This window comes from Sphingomonas sp. LR59, from assembly GCF_036855945.1.
In the GTDB taxonomy this organism is placed as follows: Bacteria; Pseudomonadota; Alphaproteobacteria; order Sphingomonadales; family Sphingomonadaceae; genus Sphingomonas.
The window spans coordinates 3,108,654-3,124,046 of record NZ_JASPFL010000001.1; the positions used below are offsets into that span (position 1 = coordinate 3,108,654).

The 15,393-nt window shown below is 65.7% G+C and carries 18 protein-coding genes; 13 read left to right on the plus strand and 5 right to left on the minus strand.

The genetic code is table 11. The annotated features are described in order from the left end of the window. Positions 1-37: 37 nt before the first annotated feature. The 11 genes from QP164_RS14475 to QP164_RS14525 all read left to right on the plus strand — a co-directional run bounded on the left by QP164_RS14475 (position 38) and on the right by QP164_RS14525 (position 10,417). Positions 38-448 carry a hypothetical protein gene (locus QP164_RS14475; RefSeq protein ID WP_333923594.1) on the plus strand — a complete coding sequence of 137 codons (411 nt, stop codon included), beginning with the start codon at positions 38-40 and terminating at the stop codon, positions 446-448. Further along, on the plus strand, positions 382-3,372 hold the full coding sequence (locus QP164_RS14480) for a TM0106 family RecB-like putative nuclease (RefSeq protein WP_333924271.1): 2,991 nt from the start codon (positions 382-384) through the stop codon (positions 3,370-3,372). The genes QP164_RS14475 and QP164_RS14480 overlap by 67 nt, the downstream gene beginning before the upstream one ends. 217 nt (positions 3,373-3,589) lie before the next feature. Next, entirely contained in the window at positions 3,590-3,868 is a 279-nt protein-coding gene (locus QP164_RS14485) for a hypothetical protein (RefSeq protein ID WP_056399283.1), read from the plus strand. Positions 3,869-3,881: 13 nt separating this feature from the next. Beyond that, complete coding sequence (locus QP164_RS14490) at positions 3,882-4,682, plus strand: DUF1883 domain-containing protein (protein ID WP_056399286.1); 801 nt, start codon at positions 3,882-3,884, stop codon at positions 4,680-4,682. Positions 4,683-4,822: 140 nt separating this feature from the next. After that, positions 4,823-6,220, plus strand: a complete 1,398-nt coding sequence (locus QP164_RS14495) for a DUF2235 domain-containing protein (protein ID WP_056399289.1) — start codon at positions 4,823-4,825, stop codon at positions 6,218-6,220. Further along, positions 6,210-7,013 carry a DNA/RNA non-specific endonuclease gene (locus QP164_RS14500; RefSeq protein WP_333923595.1) on the plus strand — a complete coding sequence of 268 codons (804 nt, stop codon included), beginning with the start codon at positions 6,210-6,212 and terminating at the stop codon, positions 7,011-7,013. The genes QP164_RS14495 and QP164_RS14500 overlap by 11 nt, the downstream gene beginning before the upstream one ends. 53 nt (positions 7,014-7,066) lie before the next feature. After that, complete coding sequence (locus QP164_RS14505) at positions 7,067-7,351, plus strand: hypothetical protein (protein ID WP_333923596.1); 285 nt, start codon at positions 7,067-7,069, stop codon at positions 7,349-7,351. A gap of 20 nt (positions 7,352-7,371) precedes the next feature. Next, positions 7,372-7,782 (plus strand): hypothetical protein, encoded by a 411-nt coding sequence (locus tag QP164_RS14510; protein WP_333923597.1) that lies wholly within the window; start codon positions 7,372-7,374, stop codon positions 7,780-7,782. Positions 7,783-8,321: 539 nt separating this feature from the next. Then, positions 8,322-8,840: a lipase family protein gene (locus QP164_RS14515; protein WP_333924272.1), complete on the plus strand. Its 519-nt coding sequence runs from the start codon at positions 8,322-8,324 to the stop codon at positions 8,838-8,840. A gap of 195 nt (positions 8,841-9,035) precedes the next feature. Next, a complete protein-coding gene (locus QP164_RS14520) occupies positions 9,036-9,455 on the plus strand; it encodes a hypothetical protein (RefSeq protein WP_333923598.1) in 420 nt (139 codons plus the stop codon). Between the two features lie 92 nt (positions 9,456-9,547). Then, positions 9,548-10,417, plus strand: a complete 870-nt coding sequence (locus QP164_RS14525; RefSeq protein WP_333923599.1) for a hypothetical protein — start codon at positions 9,548-9,550, stop codon at positions 10,415-10,417. Between the two features lie 28 nt (positions 10,418-10,445). On the opposite strand, the gene QP164_RS14530 is transcribed toward QP164_RS14525, so the two are convergent. The 5 genes from QP164_RS14530 to QP164_RS14550 form a co-directional block, all read right to left on the minus strand. Continuing rightward, positions 10,446-11,294 carry a GIY-YIG nuclease family protein gene (locus QP164_RS14530; RefSeq protein ID WP_333923600.1) on the minus strand — a complete coding sequence of 283 codons (849 nt, stop codon included), beginning with the start codon at positions 11,292-11,294 and terminating at the stop codon, positions 10,446-10,448. Between the two features lie 76 nt (positions 11,295-11,370). Then, a complete protein-coding gene (locus tag QP164_RS14535) occupies positions 11,371-11,778 on the minus strand; it encodes a hypothetical protein (RefSeq protein WP_056399317.1) in 408 nt (135 codons plus the stop codon). After that, complete coding sequence (locus tag QP164_RS14540) at positions 11,778-11,996, minus strand: hypothetical protein (protein WP_056399325.1); 219 nt, start codon at positions 11,994-11,996, stop codon at positions 11,778-11,780. The genes QP164_RS14535 and QP164_RS14540 overlap by 1 nt, the downstream gene beginning before the upstream one ends. Before the next feature lie 64 nt (positions 11,997-12,060). Further along, on the minus strand, positions 12,061-12,498 hold the full coding sequence (locus QP164_RS14545) for a hypothetical protein (RefSeq protein ID WP_333923601.1): 438 nt from the start codon (positions 12,496-12,498) through the stop codon (positions 12,061-12,063). A gap of 83 nt (positions 12,499-12,581) precedes the next feature. Beyond that, positions 12,582-13,244 (minus strand): hypothetical protein, encoded by a 663-nt coding sequence (locus tag QP164_RS14550; RefSeq protein WP_056399340.1) that lies wholly within the window; start codon positions 13,242-13,244, stop codon positions 12,582-12,584. 660 nt (positions 13,245-13,904) lie between these two features. On the opposite strand from QP164_RS14550, the gene QP164_RS14555 reads away from it, so the two are divergent. After that, positions 13,905-14,756 (plus strand): hypothetical protein, encoded by an 852-nt coding sequence (locus tag QP164_RS14555; RefSeq protein WP_333923602.1) that lies wholly within the window; start codon positions 13,905-13,907, stop codon positions 14,754-14,756. Between the two features lie 79 nt (positions 14,757-14,835). Further along, on the plus strand, positions 14,836-15,330 hold the full coding sequence (locus QP164_RS14560; RefSeq protein WP_333923603.1) for a nuclear transport factor 2 family protein: 495 nt from the start codon (positions 14,836-14,838) through the stop codon (positions 15,328-15,330). Positions 15,331-15,393 lie beyond the last annotated feature (63 nt).

A 15,393-nucleotide genomic window follows, 5' to 3' on the forward strand; every position in this document is an offset into this window, starting at 1 on the left:
CCTATGTGCGCTGAATAGGCTCGAAGGGGAACGACCGATGCGACTGCAGGACGGCGAGATCAGGCTTTCGGCTTCGGACCTCATGCGGTTCAAGGGTTGCCGCCACGCGACCACGCTCGATCTCCGATACATGGAGTTCCGCGACATCACTCCCGCTGCCGATGGCGACGAGGCGGAACTGCTCCAGCGTCAGGGCGATGACCATGAGCTTGCCTTCCTCGCGGAGCTGAAGCGATCCGGCCGCTCGGTGGTCGAGGTGCCGAAGGACGGGATCCCGCTGGAACGGTCCGTGGAACTAACGCGCGAGGCACTGCTGGCCGGGCCAGACGTGGTGTTCCAGGGCGCGCTCCTCGGTGGCGCCTGGGGGGATACTCGGACTTCCTGGAACGGGTCGATCGCCCGTCCGGCCTCGGCCCGTTTTCATATGAGGTCGTCGACACGAAGCTGAAGCGCAAACCCGACCCCAAGCACGTCCTCCAGCTGGCCCTCTATTCGGACCTGATCGCCGCCGTGCAGGGCGCCCAACCCGAGGCGGCGCATCTGCAGCTGGGCGACGGCTCGCGCTTCACGGTGCGGCTCGCCGAGGTGTCCGCCTACGCGCGGCACGCCCGCACCGTGTTCGAGACATTCCTTCGCGAACGTCCCGTCACCCGGCCGGAACCGGTGTCGGCATGCGCGCTCTGCAGATGGAAGAACCACTGCCGAGAAGAATGGGACCGCAACGACAGCCTCGCGCTCGTGGCCGGCATAACAAAGATACAGCGCGCGAAGATCGAGGCGGCGGGCATCACGACGCTGACCGGACTCGCCAGCCATGCCGAAAGGATACCCAGGCTGGCGCCCGAGACGCAGGAACGCCTCCGCATCCAGGCACATCTACAGATGAAGCGTCGCGCCGGCGGACCGCCCGGCTTCCATCTGCGCGACTTCGTGCCAGGCAAGGGCTTCGGCCTGCTGCCCGAGCAGGATGACGGCGACATATTCTACGACATCGAGGGCGATCCCTACCACGAGGGCGGCCTCGAATACCTTCACGGCATCTGGTACCGCGAAGCAGGCGAGTGGACCTTCCGCGCCTTCTGGGCGCACGACCGCGAGGCGGAGGGGCGCGCCGTCGCCGAACTGCTCGACTTCCTCGTCGACCATCTCCGCCGCCACCCCCGGGCCCGTATCTACCACTACGCCAACTATGAGATCGCGGCGTTGCGCCGCCTCACGGCCGAGCACCGCGTCGGGGAGGCGGCGATGGATCAGCTCCAGCGCGAGCGGCGCTTCGTCGATCTGTTCAAGGTGGTGTCCGGCGCGCTGATCGCTTCGGAAAAGGGCTATTCGATCAAGGACCTCGAAGCGTTCTACATGGAGAAGCGCGACGCCGACGTCGCGACCGCTGGTGCCAGCGTCGTCTTCTACGAGAAGTGGCGGGAAACCGGCGACGACGACCTGCTCGCCAAGATCCACGACTACAATCGCACCGACTGCATCTCGACCCAGCTGCTGCGCGACTGGCTCGTCCGCGACGTCCGCCCGACGGATATGCCCTGGCCGCAGCTGGGTGACGTTCCCAACGCCGGCGCGCTGTCCAACGTCGATGCCGAGGACGCCGAGATCGAGGCGCTGCGCTTCCGCCTCGAACCCGTGCGGGCGCGCCTCGGCGACGCGGTCGCCGATCTGCTGCTCGACCTCAACTTCTTCCACAAGCGCGAGGACAAGCCAGCATGGTGGGCGATCTTCGATCGCCTGGCGCAGGAGAGCGAGGAACTGATCGACGACCTCGAATGCATCCAGGGGCTGGAGGCGATCGCACCGCCGGTTAAGGTCACGGCCAAGTCGTTCGAGCGGACCTACCGCTTCCCGCCGCAGGAGACGAAGCTGCGCTCGGGCAAGAAGCCTTGCATCAAGCCGGCGGCGATGCCCGAGGACATCGACCTGCGCTCGATCGATACCGACGCCAACACGCTGGTGCTGCGTCGTTCGACCTCCAAGGGGCCCTTGCCCGATCACCTGGACCTGATCCCGGCCAAACCGATCGCGAACGGCACCCTGCGCACCGCGATCGCCGCGGTCACCGACGCCATCATCGCCAACGACGTGCGGGCGCGACCGGTGGAGCAGCTGCTGTCCCAGGCCCAGCCCCGCTTCCTCGATGGCCCCCGGCCTGGCGGCGTGATCGATCCCGATGGCGATCTGCCAGCCCAGACCGCAGCAGCGATCGCGGCGATGGACGGAACGATCCTGGCGATCCAGGGGCCGCCCGGCACCGGCAAGACCTACGTCAGCGCACTTGCCATCGTGAACCTGGTTCGATCCGGTCGCCGCGTCGCCGTGTCGTCGAACAGCCACAAGGCGATCGGCAACTTGCTGGAGGCGGTCGCTGCACGTGCTGCAGCGGAAGGCATACCCTGCCGGATCGCCCAGAAATCGACCGGTGATGGCGACGAGGACACCCATCCGGGCATCGTCATGGTTTCGGACAACGACACGCCCGAGATCGCCGCCGCCCACGTCGTCGGCGCCACCGCGTGGCACTTCGCCCGATATCCCGCCCCCGAGTTCGATCATCTCATCGTCGACGAGGCGGGGCAGGTCTCGCTCGCCAACATCATGGCCATGTCTCGCGCCGCGCGGAACATCGTGCTCGTCGGTGACCCCATGCAGCTGCCGCAACCCCTCCAGGGTACGCATCCCGGTCGCAGCGGCGAATCATGCCTGGAATACCTCATCGACGGGCACCGCATCGTCCCGGGCGATCGCGGCATCTTCATGCCGATCAGCCGTCGCATGCATCCGGCGGTGTGCGGATACATCTCCGCAGCGGTCTACGAGGAAAGGCTGCAGTCCGACGAGGCAGCGGGGATGCAGACGCTGACCGCCCTCGACGGCATGTCTATGATCGGTGCCGGCGTCAGAACCATTACCCATACGGGACGATCGCAGGTCAGCCCCGAGGAGATCGAGGCCATTCGTGACCAGATCACCCGGATCCTCGGTGCGACCTATCGCGGTCGCGACGGCGTATCCCGCATCGTCCATCATTCCGACATCCTGGTCGTCGCGCCCTACAACGCGCAGGTCAACGCATTACGCGCGGCGCTGCCGCCCGCGGTCCGCGTCGGCACGGTCGATCGATTCCAAGGTCAGGAGGCGCCGGTGTGTCTCGTCTCCATGACCACCTCGAGCGGCGAGGAACTACCGCGCGACATCGCTTTCCTGTTCTCGCTCAATCGCATCAATGTCGCCGTTTCTCGCGCGCAGGCATCGGCGGTCGTCTTCGCCAGCCCACTGCTGCTCGAGACGCCGTGCCGGACTGTACAAGAGATGACGCTGGTCAACGCGTTGTGCCTGCTGCGCGAACATGGGGGCAATGCGTTCTGACTCGGGTCGCGGTTCGCCGCACCACCCCTCCCGACTCGATGATTGATAACCTCCAAATTCTGCCATGGCGGCTTGAACCGGGAAGCGTCCGACCGAACGCGCAGATGACGTCCATGGCGAAAGGCGAGATCATTCGTGTCATCGCACGAGTGGGTGACAGGTTCTGACATCCTTGCATGCGAATGTCACGATCGTGGATCGCATAGGAGATTCGGTCGTGAACCTGGGTGGCATCGAGCTTCGGCACATCGTGGACGTGGATGGACAACTGATCGGCATCGACGCCGAGATGATCAACGCGTCCTGTCTCCTTCGCCGGGCGGCCCGTGGCCACGACCGGCGCCTCTTCCTGCTGCGCGCCGGCGAGCGGATCCCTGTCATGCCGCACCAGCACATCCGTCTCAACGAGGAGGAGGTTCTGTTCTTCGAGACGATGCCGGCGCCGACGGTTCTTGCATACGCCGCGTCGCCCTTGCCCACCCGCCTGGCTGCATAAAGGACCGACGAGGATGAACTTCACCCACTACAATCTCGGCCACGTCGAGCGCGGCAGCGTCGTCGCCGTCACCCTGCAGGGCAGTGCCGCCAATGTGCGCCTGATGGATGGGTCCAACTTCAGCAACTACAAGGCCGGCCGGCAGCACCGCTACGTCGGCGGTCTGGCCAAGCAGTCGCCCGTCAGACTGCAGATTCCCAACTCCGGGACATGGCATGTCACGGTCGACATGCAGGGAATGCGCGGCTCCGTCAGGTCCAGCATCAACGTGATCCCCGCAGCAGCTCTGCGCCCGCTGCCGACCATCAACGAGGCGCCGCTGCGCAGCATCCCCACGCTCGTCCGGGACGCCGAGGAGGAACTCGCACCAACGCCGGAGGCACCGGACGGGCGTGTATTCGACGTCTTCATCTCGCACGCCTCGGAGGACAAAGACGAGATCGTACGGCCGCTCGCCAACGCGCTCCGTGATGCCGGCCTGTCCGTCTGGTACGACGAGTTCGAACTCAGGATCGGCGACAGCCTCCGGCGCAAGATCGATCGTGGGCTCGGCAGCAGCCGTTTCGGTGTGGTGGTGCTCTCCAAGTCGTTCTTCGGGAAGGGGTGGCCGGAATACGAACTCGATGGCCTGGTGACGAAGGCCGTCTCCGGTGATCAGGTGCTGCTGCCGATCTGGCACGACGTGACCAAGAAGCAGGTGATCGGCTTCTCCCCGTCTCTCGCGGACAAACTGGCGCGTAGCACGGCGACCCACACCGTCGAGGAGATCGCAGCCGAGATCGCCGACGTGGTCGGACCGTCGGGGGCCGCGTGAGTGCGATCCGCCGACATCCGGAGATCCTCCGTCGCCGGACTCACGGAACGGAGCGGCGACCGGGATCGATCGGCGCCTTGGTTGCCCGAACTATGGGTCCGGCGGCATGATGATCTACGATGATGTGGGAGAAGGCTGACATGGCACGAAACATCGTCATATTCTCGGACGGCACCGGTCAACGGGGCGGCGTGCTCGTCGACGAGCGTCGCAGCAACATCTACAAGCTGTATCGCGCGACCCGGGTCGCGCCCGACAGTTGCGTCAATCCCGCCGACCAGACCGCGTTCTACGATGCCGGCCTCGGAACCCTGCCCGGCGGCATCGACTCACCGGCTGCGCTCGCGCGATCGCTGTACAACCTAGCCAGCCAGGCGACCGGCATGGGGATCACGCGCAACATCGTAGAGTGCTACGCCGCACTCGTCCGCCTGTGGCGACCTGGCGACCGCATCTTCCTCTTCGGCTTCAGCCGCGGCGCATACACGATGCGGTGCCTGGGCGGCGTCCTGAAGCTGTGCGGAGTGCCGACGACCGGAGAGAAGGGCGCGCCGCTCAAGCGCGATGCATCTTCCGCGCTGAGGATCGCGAAGGAGGCGGTTGCCGTCTACAACTACACGAACTCGCGCCCGGAAAGTGATCGGACCGATCGGCAGAAGGAACTGCTCGGTCACCGCGCGCTATTGGCAGCGCGCTTTCGCAAAACCTACAACTCAGGCGGTTCGGAGGGCGGAGACGCCCGTCCCTGGTTCCTCGGCGTGTTCGACACCGTCGCGTCCTTGGCCAACCCGGTCGCCATCGCAATGCTGACGATGATCGCCTTGGTAATGGTCGCCGCATGCAGCGTCGTCGCATACTGGGTCACGGGCGAATACTGGCGGTGGTTCGGCATCATCACCGCCACGCTCACCGGCATCGGTCTCGGCTTCAACATCGCCTCCCGCTTCAAGGTCGCCTTCGGGCTGCCGGGCATCCGGTGGTGGCGGACGATCCATTTCGCCAGCGCACGGATGAAGATGTACGACACCGAACTGGACGAGAAGGTGCAGTATGCGCGGCACGCCTTGTCGATCGACGAGGCGCGTGCATCCTTCGCCCGCGTCCCGTGGGGCATCCCTGGTCAATGGCGGGGTGGCGACCCAGCGTGGTTCGAGCAGCTGTGGTTCGCTGGCAACCATTCCGACATCGGTGGCAGCTATCCAGAGGACGAGTCGCGCCTCTCCGACGTGGCGCTCGACTGGATGCTCGGAGCCGCCAGCGCGGTGGGCCTGAAGTACGATCCCACCGTCCTGCGCCTCCATCCCGATGCGCTCGGCATGCAGCATGACGAGACGCGAGGCATCGTCTTCCGCTTCGCAAGGAAGAAGCGGCGCACCTTGAAGACGAACGCGCCGCTGCATTCATCCGTTCTAGACCGCCTGGCGGCTGCCGAAGTGGATCAGTCCGGGCTGTCGGCGCCGTATCGCCCGGAAAACTTGCGCACCCACGACAAGGCGAAGGGCCATTACACCGTCAAGGATGTTCCGCATGCCCAGTGACACCATCGGATCATTCCGGTCGATCCTGTTCGCAACGATACTGGTCCTCGGACAGTGCCTGCCTGCGCGTCCGGCGCAAGCGCGGAACACCGGCGAACTCCATACCTTCCACTGCCTTCACGGCTGTCCGATCGGGGCGGCTGACATCGACGACATCGTTGTGCGTGAGATCTACACCCTCGCCTCCAACGACCTGACCAAGATGGCCGATTGGGTCGCCTACCGCGTGACGCCGGCCTCCATCGGCCCCTCGGGCGATCGCAAGTGGGTCGCGGATCCGTGGCTCGATCCCGACGAGGCACTCGAACCCGACGACTACGAGGGCGCACCAAGAGCGCTGGGTATCGACCGCGGTCATCAGGCGCCGCTCGCAGGTCAGTCGGGAACGCCCTTCGCGGCCGACACCAACATCCTGTCCAACATCACGCCGCAGGGTGCGGCGTTGAACCAAGGCGCGTGGCAGCGACTGGAGGCGCGGGAGAACGATCTCGCCCGCGCGGAGAACATCGCCGTCTATGTACTGACCGGGCCGCTGTTCGAACGCGTTGTCGCGCCGATGCCGAAGGCGGATGAGCGCCACCGCGTTCCGTCTGGTTACTGGAAGGTCCTGGTAACGCAGGACGGTCGAATGGCCGCCTTCATCATGGATACGGCCGCACCGCGTGCGCTCGACCATTGCGCCGCGCAGGTGGCGCTCGACGAAGTCGAACTGCGCTCTCGCCTCGGTCTATTCCCGAGGCTGGATAAGCGATCCTTCTCCAACTTGTCGCCGTATCTGGGGTGCCCAGCATGAGAACCGGCTCGCCGCGTATCATTTGTCGACCGTCCGCCCGGCGGTTCCGGGCCATGATCCTGCTGCCGGCGCTATTGACCGCGTCGTGCGCGACCACGCCGTCCGCCGACCTGAGCGGTTTCGGCCGGGCGGCGACGGGACTGCAGGCGGACGTGGGCACCACGTTCACCGAGGCGAACAGAATTGCACGCTCGGTCGAGGTCGATCGCTTCGTCCGGTCAGGCGCCATCGGCCTGTCGGAGCGTCGCTTCCTCCGGCCGTTCCACGCGAGGTCGCCGCCCGCTGGCGGGCGGCGCTTGGGGATCTTGCGCGCTACGGCAACCTGCTGGCGACGCTGACGGACGCTGGTCGCGGTGGCGTGCAGACCGACGCCTTCAGGCAACTGGGGGCGCAGCTGAACGCCAGCTCGACCGGAGCCGACCTTGATCCGGGGATCACCGCCGGCTTCGCGGCGCTGGCGGGCGCGCTGGTGGACATGAAGGCGCAGGCGAGTGCACGCGACATCCTGCGGCGGACGGACCCGGACGTACGCAAACTCCTCGCTGCCATGGCCGACGCCGTTGGTGCCGACGATGCGCAAGGTCTGCGCGGGACGGTGGCGTCGAACTGGACCGCGGCACTGTCCGCATACCAACGCACCTACTCGGTCGCTGCCACCGACAAGGCCGATGCGAGGCAGCGCCAGATCGTCGCCGACTATCTGACCGGCATCGACAGGCGCGACGCGCAGCTCGCCGCGCTGGCGTCTGGTCATCTTCCCGCTCGTTGACCCGAGATCTGCATTCCCGACCGTCGAGCGGACGATCGCAGTCGACCTCAAGCGTCAAGACGTGGCGTTCCGGGACGAGCGGCGCATGCTCGTGAGAAAGGCAGACGTATTCGGCATGTCGCTTAGGTCAAAACAGCGGCTGTCGGAGAGAAAGATGCGTGAAGAACGACATCTCGATGGCCGAAAGGTTCTGGCACGGCTACCGTTCTAATCGAGGCCCGCTACCGGGGAGCTGGAATGACTTCTTCGACACTGGGGCAATCACTGCCAAGCAGATACCTGGAGCTCGCCCGTGCGTGCAAGGCCGCCTATGCCGCACCCATTGCTCATCAGCACCTCAGCTTGGACGGACTCAAGTTCACCGGCCAGAAGATTGTTCACGGGAGCCTGGGACGCGGGTTCTGCCGCTTGTTCTCGAACGAGCAGCATGTCGTCATCGCGCTTCGAGGCACGCGCGAACGGATAGACTGGAAAATAGCAAATCTACGATGCCTCCCCGTCCCCATGCGAGGGCATAGCACATCAAGGTTTTTGCCCCGCTGGTTCACCAAGGCTTTCAGGATTGCCTCTACTTTGATGACAAGACCACCGACAAACCATCCCTCGACGCAATAATAGATCATATCGACGTGCTACTTGGAGTCGGTGGGGGCAACCGCCGGATCGTCGTCGCGGGACACTCTTTAGGAGGCGCGATGGCCATTCTGCTGACCCTGAAGATCGCGCTGCTGCGACCTGACCTGGCTTCCCGGATCGAGGAGGTCGTGACGTTCGGAGCGCCGGCCGTCGGCTTCGGGCGCTTCAAAAAGGCGGTCCGGCAGCTTGGCGTAAAGATCACCCGGATCGTGAATGGCGTCGATCTCGTCTCCTTCGCTCCGCCAGCCTTCTATCGACACGTCGGCGACGAAATCTGGCTCCGGGAAGATGGAGTCGAACAGCAACCCACTTGGCTGCGCCGCATCATCCTGGGCAGGTTCAACGTGACGCAGGCGCTTCGGGATCACGACATCAAGAGCTATATTAAACGGCTCGCGCGATCGCCGCAGCCCGCCGCATAGCCGATACGACCAACCGGGACACCCGTACGCGCGGTGCCACCCGCCACGTCCACCTTCTTTCCGGGACGGCGCCTCGGCATGATCGACACCACGCCATAAACCATCACCCCCGCTATTCGGACGTTCTGCCTGTCCATCGCGCCGTCGCGTCCAACCTTCATACGATGCAGAACCGACAACGACGCCGAGCCGTCCGTGTGCTTCGACAACGTCGCACGCAAGGTCGAACGGGCTGGAGGGACGAACGTCACCGGCTGGGCGATCTGGACCGTCCCGCGCCTCTACGTCGAAGCCGAGCACCACGGGGTGTGGTGCAACCGCCAGGGCGAGCTGTTCGACGTGACGCCGCAGCCGAACCGGCCGAAGCGGATGCTGTTCCTGCGCGACGACGCGGCGACCTACGACCCGACCTCTTTCCGGAGCAACGTGATGCACCCGGCGAGTGACAATCCGCTGGCCGTCGAGTTCGTCGAACTCGGCATGCGCCGCAACGCCATCCAGGACGCCTACCGCGAGGGCGGGAACAGGCTTGCCCTGTTCACGATCTCCGACCAGCGCGAGCTTGGCCTCATCACCCAGCGCCTTCAGCAGATCTGGAAGCAGGTCGTCGGCTGAAGCCCGTTGACGAAAGCGTCCGTCCCGGTCGACAACGTCGCCGCAGGCGCTGGACGGGGACAGCCAGCGACCGGTCTGAGGGGCTTACGCTGTTGGGACACGATGTAACCGCTGGCGACGGCTTGCTGGCCGTGACGCTGGGCATCCTGGTGGCCGCCGCCGTTGTGGCGTCTGGCAACGCGGATGCCCAGAAACGGCGCGCCACTCCGCGCTCGGCTGCACGGCCTACACCGAAGCCCGATCCCGTCAGCAACCTTATGGGCGCGATCGCACTCAACCAGTTGCGCGAAGGCGAGACGCTGTTTGCCGCGTGCGAACGGTCGAGCTTCAAGACGCTCGCCTGGGCGCTCGATGGCATGCGGTCTAGGATTGCCCTGGAGAAGGGTGAATACGAAACCGAAGCGGAGTTCGCGACCCGCCGCCGCAAGCTGGAGGACGTGCTGAACGGCGGAGCCCAGCTGGTCGTGTGCCAGCCGCTCGACGACAACGAGGACGCGCCGTTCCGCTACGATCCCGAGCGCGAGGTGTTCACGGGCACGTTCCTGACGCACCAGAACGTCTGGCGGGACGTCAAGCGCACCGGCAGCTACGTCTCGAAAACCCGCATGGGCGTGCGCGCCACGGTTCGATCCTCGGTTCAGCTCGAATACGATGTCGACTTGGGCTCCACCCTACGCAGCCAGCGGCCCGCCTGCCTGAAGGGCAGCTACCAGTTCGAATACACGGTTGCGATGCCACGCGCGGACGCACCGCTGCTGAAGGCGCGCGGCTACCTCGTCTTCACCGGAAGGCTGGTGGCACCGTTCATAGCCCGCGACGACACCGCCGGTTCGCCGACGCTGGACGATCCGACCGACGTCTACGAGCGGTCGTTCGCGGTGAACTTCGAGCCTGCCCAGGTGGCGGTCGCGGGACCGGCCGGTGCGCCTGCTTGGACGTGTCGGATCGCCGAGGGCGAATGATAGCCGCCACTCGGCGCACCACCGCGTCTCAACCCAGTTCTGGCAGCAGGACGCCGGCATCCTCCAGCACATCGTTTCCCAACACTGAGACGATGAAACCGAGGCCCGCCTCGGTCAGCGCCAGCGTCTCGGCGCCGACCGTCGGATCGGCAACCGTCGCCATGCCGCTGGACAGGATGTCGCGGCCGACGCCATTCTCGATTGCCATTGCGATGCCGTCCACGCTCATGAGGCGGGGGACGAGCGCCCCGGGCTGAAGCAGCACGTGGTTCGCGACCGCCGACGCGGCGAGCGCCGACGCCTGACGCGGACTCATGGCGAAGTCCGTCCGGTTCGCATGGAGCCGCTCCGGCTTGAACCGGCTTAGCGGCTTGACCGGCACCGACTTGACCTCACACAGCGTTCGGAACCAGAGGTTCGCCGCGCGCCGTTCCTCGTCCTCGGCCTCGCCCCACAGCGACTGCCGCCGACGCTCGCGCGACTCCTCAGACGGGTTCGATGCACCTTCACCACCATCCGTCTGGTTCGTCAGCGGACCCCGGCGCTGGTCGTGCCGACCGAACAGCGCGATGAGGTGTCGCTCGCGCGCATGTGCCTCCTGCTCGGTCGGGTACGAGCTATCGATGCAGTAACCCACCGCCTCACCACGGCGGTGCATCGCCCGAAGCAGATTCAGCTTGTGCGTCAGGCGGTCGGTGTTCCGGGCCTCCGCCTCGTGGTAGAAGCACCGGTGCCGCACACCCTTGCCGACGTAGAACGGCGTGCCGTCAGCGCGGCACAGGACATACACGTAGTGCGGTGCCGACCTCAGCAGCCGTTCACGCGCCGCCGCGACGTTCTCGACAAGGCCGTCCAGCAGTTCGGACCACGCAGTCACGGCTTCCACTCCTCCGACTAGCATGGCGTCTGACACCCCGGTGCGTCGCTACGCCCGCCGGTCTCCTCACCCAACCCTATTCGGCGTCTGGCGACCACAACGCTCTCCATGTCGTCATCGCAGGCGACGATTCGAACTCGATCTGAAACGCGCCATCGCCAATTCGGTCGTACATCCCTCGACCTGCCATGGTGACCGTGGCGCCGCCCGAAGCCATGCCGATGATCGTGACGACCGCGCCTGAGCCGATCCAGACGTCGGGTTCGGGCGTCGCGCGGGGGCGGACAATGCAGTAGTAGCGCAGCTCGGACGCCCGCGGTCCGTCATCCACCTCGGGCAACGCCTCTTCACGGCCTTCCTCGATTGCGAGGTCGAGCCCGTGGAATACCTCAAGACCACCATCGTCCAGAAGGACGACGACGTTGGCACCATCCAGGTGCCGCATGATCGAGGTGTCAAAACCTTCACATTCGGCGACGCTCATCAGTCTTCGCGGTTGCGTCCAGTGCGCATCATCGTGTCGGTAGCCGCGGCGGTGGACGATGGCACGACCCGCATGGGGATCAGCCCCGCCGGCATCGATCCATGCTTGGCCAAGTGGACGAACAACATGCGGACGGCCGCCTCGGTGGTCAGGCCCGCCCGGCCGAGCACCTCGGCAACCTGCGTCTCGAGGACCGGATCGACTGGAATGGAGATCATGCGTCCATCATAGACCGATCTCCTGCGGCGCGCAGCAACCTCATCTGCTCCCATTTCTCCGACATCAGCCACTCGCGCGCCTTCGGCCAGTCAGCGACCACGGGCCGCGGCCCCCGGCGTCCACCGCCGCGGCGATGAGGAACCCATGGTCGTCGTCGAAGAAGCCGAGCGCCCAGCCCGGGGCGACCTTCGTCCACGGACCGCCCGTCAGCCAGCGACAGCCGAACATCGGGATCGCGCAGAGCCGCGTCGCCAGATCATCGGCGAACCCACGGAGCATCTCCGCCCGGTCGATGGCCACGTACGTCATCCTGGTATCGGTCGACTTCGACGTGACGCCGAGCGTCATGTCCATCCACTCGATCCCGAGTCCGCCTCGGCCCCAGCGACGCGCCACGACGCGGCTGCGCTCACCTAGATTCACGAACCTCTGGACTTCGCCGCGAGGACCGAGCTCTTCCGGCATGTCCAGCCGCCCCGCCGTCAAGATCGTCCTGCACATCGCACCGTCACCCCATTGTCGACCATCGTCGGTGAGGTCGGCGGCCGCCGTCTCCCGTGCGATGGCGAAAGACCTACCGTCGATCAGGCTGCCCGCAGCCAGCGCATGTGGCTGTAGCCGCCGACCGACGCGAAGCCGCTGTGACGGAAGCAGACGGTCTCCCCGTCGCTTTGGAAGCATGCCCCGCCCTGGATCGGCGTTCGCCGGGCATCACCATTCTCGGCGCCGTCAGCTGCGCGTGTGGTCAGGCGTCGCGACGAGATCGCCACGATCTCCACACGGGCGCCCTGATGGGGCAGAACGCCGGCGATGTGTTCCAACACGTCGCCTGGACGAGCCTGCCGCGTGAATTCTGCGAAACTAAGCCGCGGTTGCAGCGATGGTGCATCCTGCAACGCCGCCGCGTGCAGTGACGGATCGATCTGGGTGCTGGTGTAGAGCGACACGTTGCGAAGTCCGTAATGCGGCTCCCAGTCGTGGCGCGTGAACCGTTTGAGTTCGGCATCGATGAGGCGCCGCGCGGCGGAGCCTTCCTCCCGAACCGACAGGTCGGCTGTGGAGTAGCCCAAGATTGAGACGGTCAGGCTGGAGTGATACCAATCACCGCCAAAGCGCATCGTCGCCTTCATGCCCGGGAACGTCTCCGCCAGATGCGCCTTGATGCGCTTCAGCAGGTCGGCCCTCTCTTCACCTTCGCGATAGAGGTCGCCGCGAAACTCATGCGCGGTGTGGATATCGGTCTTCAAGGGCTGGTCCCCGGTGGTGGAATCGAGACGGGCGTAAAGCGCATCCGTTGACGATCCGTTGCCGAGCGCCTCCGACCTGTGGTCACTACCATTCGCTGATCGGGCGATCCCGACGTGCGACCAGAATCTCGACCGTGCAGACCACATCCATTGATCGTGCCCGGCCTGTAACCGGGACGACTGACGCGGTCTCCCACCCGCCGGGCCATGCTTCGTTGAATGGGCACATGATTTAAGAACCACGCTTGGCTGAGCGTCCCGAACGGCTACCGGCAGGCTCCGTCTAGGGCCTGTGCCCGGCTTGGCGTCACGACGGCCGCCAACCGGCGGGCGATCGATCCGCAATCTGAGCGTCCACGACGCCGGAATGCGGCGGATGCCGGCATCCGCATAGGCGCCGCCTAGTCCGCCAAGCCGACGGAGAGACCGAGAGCCATCAGGCCGGACCTGCGGCCGCGGCCTACCGCGCCGATGCGACGACGCATCCGACATCACGATTGGAGTGGAAAAGATGGTAGAACCCGAGATCGCGGGCGGCATCGCCGTGTCTGCAACGGATGACCATTCGGCCGCACCGCCCCCGCGTCGGACGACGGCGACATCGATCTCTCCGGTGTCGACCCCATGCGTCGTGTCGAGGTCCGTCGGCGGATCGCCGTAGTGAGGTCGTTCGTCGCGCTCGCCGCACCCGACGACAACGATGTGCGACGTCACGCCGCGATGCTCGACCTCAGCATCAACCAATTCAAGGCGCTGGTACGCGCATGGCGGTCCCAGCCGTCCGCCGACAGCGTGGCCCAATCGGGACGGTCGAAGGGCAAGCCGCGTCCGGTCGGCCCGCGGCAGCTCGACGCGGAGGTGAAGGCGACCGCCGAGGCCGCCATCGCAGGGCTGAGCCCGACCGCGACCATCGCCCAGGCGACCGCGGCGGTCGCAGCCGCCTGTGAGGCGCGGGGTCTGGCCGCGCCCAAGGCGACGACGGTCTGGAAGATGATGATCGCGGCGCGGCAGATGCAGGTCGATCCCGCCGGATGCGGCGTGGTCGTCGTCGGCCGTTGCTGGATCCGGCTCCCCGTGCTCGACGGCGACGACCTCGTCACGCCCTCGGTCGCGCTCGTCGTTCGCGCCTACGACGCCGCGATAGTCGGGGCCTCGATGCGTTCCGATGCCGCCACTGACGCCGCACTGATCGCGCTCGCGCGCGGTCGATCAGATCTGAAGACCCTTGAGATCGACGAGCGCATGATCGGTTCCGATCCGGGCGCTGCGGGGGCGATCGGGCAAACGTCCCCTGCGTCGACGATCCGACGCCGGCTCTCGCGCGTCCTGGGCAACCGCATCGGCAAGGTGCAGCCCATCTACAAGGCCGGTGCGGAGAGGGGCCCCGAACGCCTGCTGCGCTCGCGCAAGGACCGGCCGCTATCGAAGGCGGACGCCGCCGCCGTCATCCGCGCCGCGATCGCCGCCCACAACGCAGAGCGTAGCATGGGTGGGGCCATCTGGATCGACTAACCGCCCGCCAGCGTGTTCAGTTCTGTTGCGATGCCCCCTAGCAGAGCCAATATGGGAAAAGCGCATCGGAGAAGACATGATGTACAGGATCGCCGCACCGCTTTTGGCTCTTGTTGCCGCAACACCTGTGTACGCACAGCTTGCTCCTGGCGTTCAAATGCCGCCAGAGATCGGCCAAGCCTACGGGCGGCTGGGCAAAGCGATGATGGCGCACGATGCAAATGGCGTCAGGACGGTCTGGGCTGATGACTTCGTGGTGAACTCGCCAAACAACACGGTCCTACAACGTGAGGAGGTCATCGCGGTGATGGAGCGTGATTTCCTCGACTACCGGGACTTTCGAAAGCACATCACCTTCGTCGGCGAGAAACCCGAGGTGACGATCGTCATGGGATACGACACGATGATCCCGATCAATGGACCAGGTGCAGGCAAGCAGGTCACGCGGCCATTCACGGACATCTGGGCGAAGCGTACGGGGGCTGGCAGCTTATCGCTCGTCAGGCGACGATCGCCTTTGCGCGTTGAACTGTTGGCTCCAGTCGATATGACTCGCCGTTCCACGCACGAGTGACTCGCAGGACCGCTCCCTGCCCGTGACTTCCGGTAACTGCCCGCCAGGTCTTGGTGGGCGCCC

Coding starts and splice junctions, on each gene's coding strand:
- QP164_RS14560 (WP_333923603.1), top strand. CDS start 14,836: ATGTACAGGATCGCCGCACCGCTTTTGGCTCTTGTTGCCGCAACACCT.
- QP164_RS14535 (WP_056399317.1), bottom strand. CDS start 11,778: ATGAGCGTCGCCGAATGTGAAGGTTTTGACACCTCGATCATGCGGCAC.
- QP164_RS14490 (WP_056399286.1), top strand. CDS start 3,882: ATGAACTTCACCCACTACAATCTCGGCCACGTCGAGCGCGGCAGCGTC.
- QP164_RS14505 (WP_333923596.1), top strand. CDS start 7,067: ATGATCCTGCTGCCGGCGCTATTGACCGCGTCGTGCGCGACCACGCCG.
- QP164_RS14545 (WP_333923601.1), bottom strand. CDS start 12,498: ATGTGCAGGACGATCTTGACGGCGGGGCGGCTGGACATGCCGGAAGAG.
- QP164_RS14500 (WP_333923595.1), top strand. CDS start 6,210: ATGCCCAGTGACACCATCGGATCATTCCGGTCGATCCTGTTCGCAACG.
- QP164_RS14495 (WP_056399289.1), top strand. CDS start 4,823: ATGGCACGAAACATCGTCATATTCTCGGACGGCACCGGTCAACGGGGC.
- QP164_RS14475 (WP_333923594.1), top strand. CDS start 38: ATGCGACTGCAGGACGGCGAGATCAGGCTTTCGGCTTCGGACCTCATG.
- QP164_RS14540 (WP_056399325.1), bottom strand. CDS start 11,996: ATGATCTCCATTCCAGTCGATCCGGTCCTCGAGACGCAGGTTGCCGAG.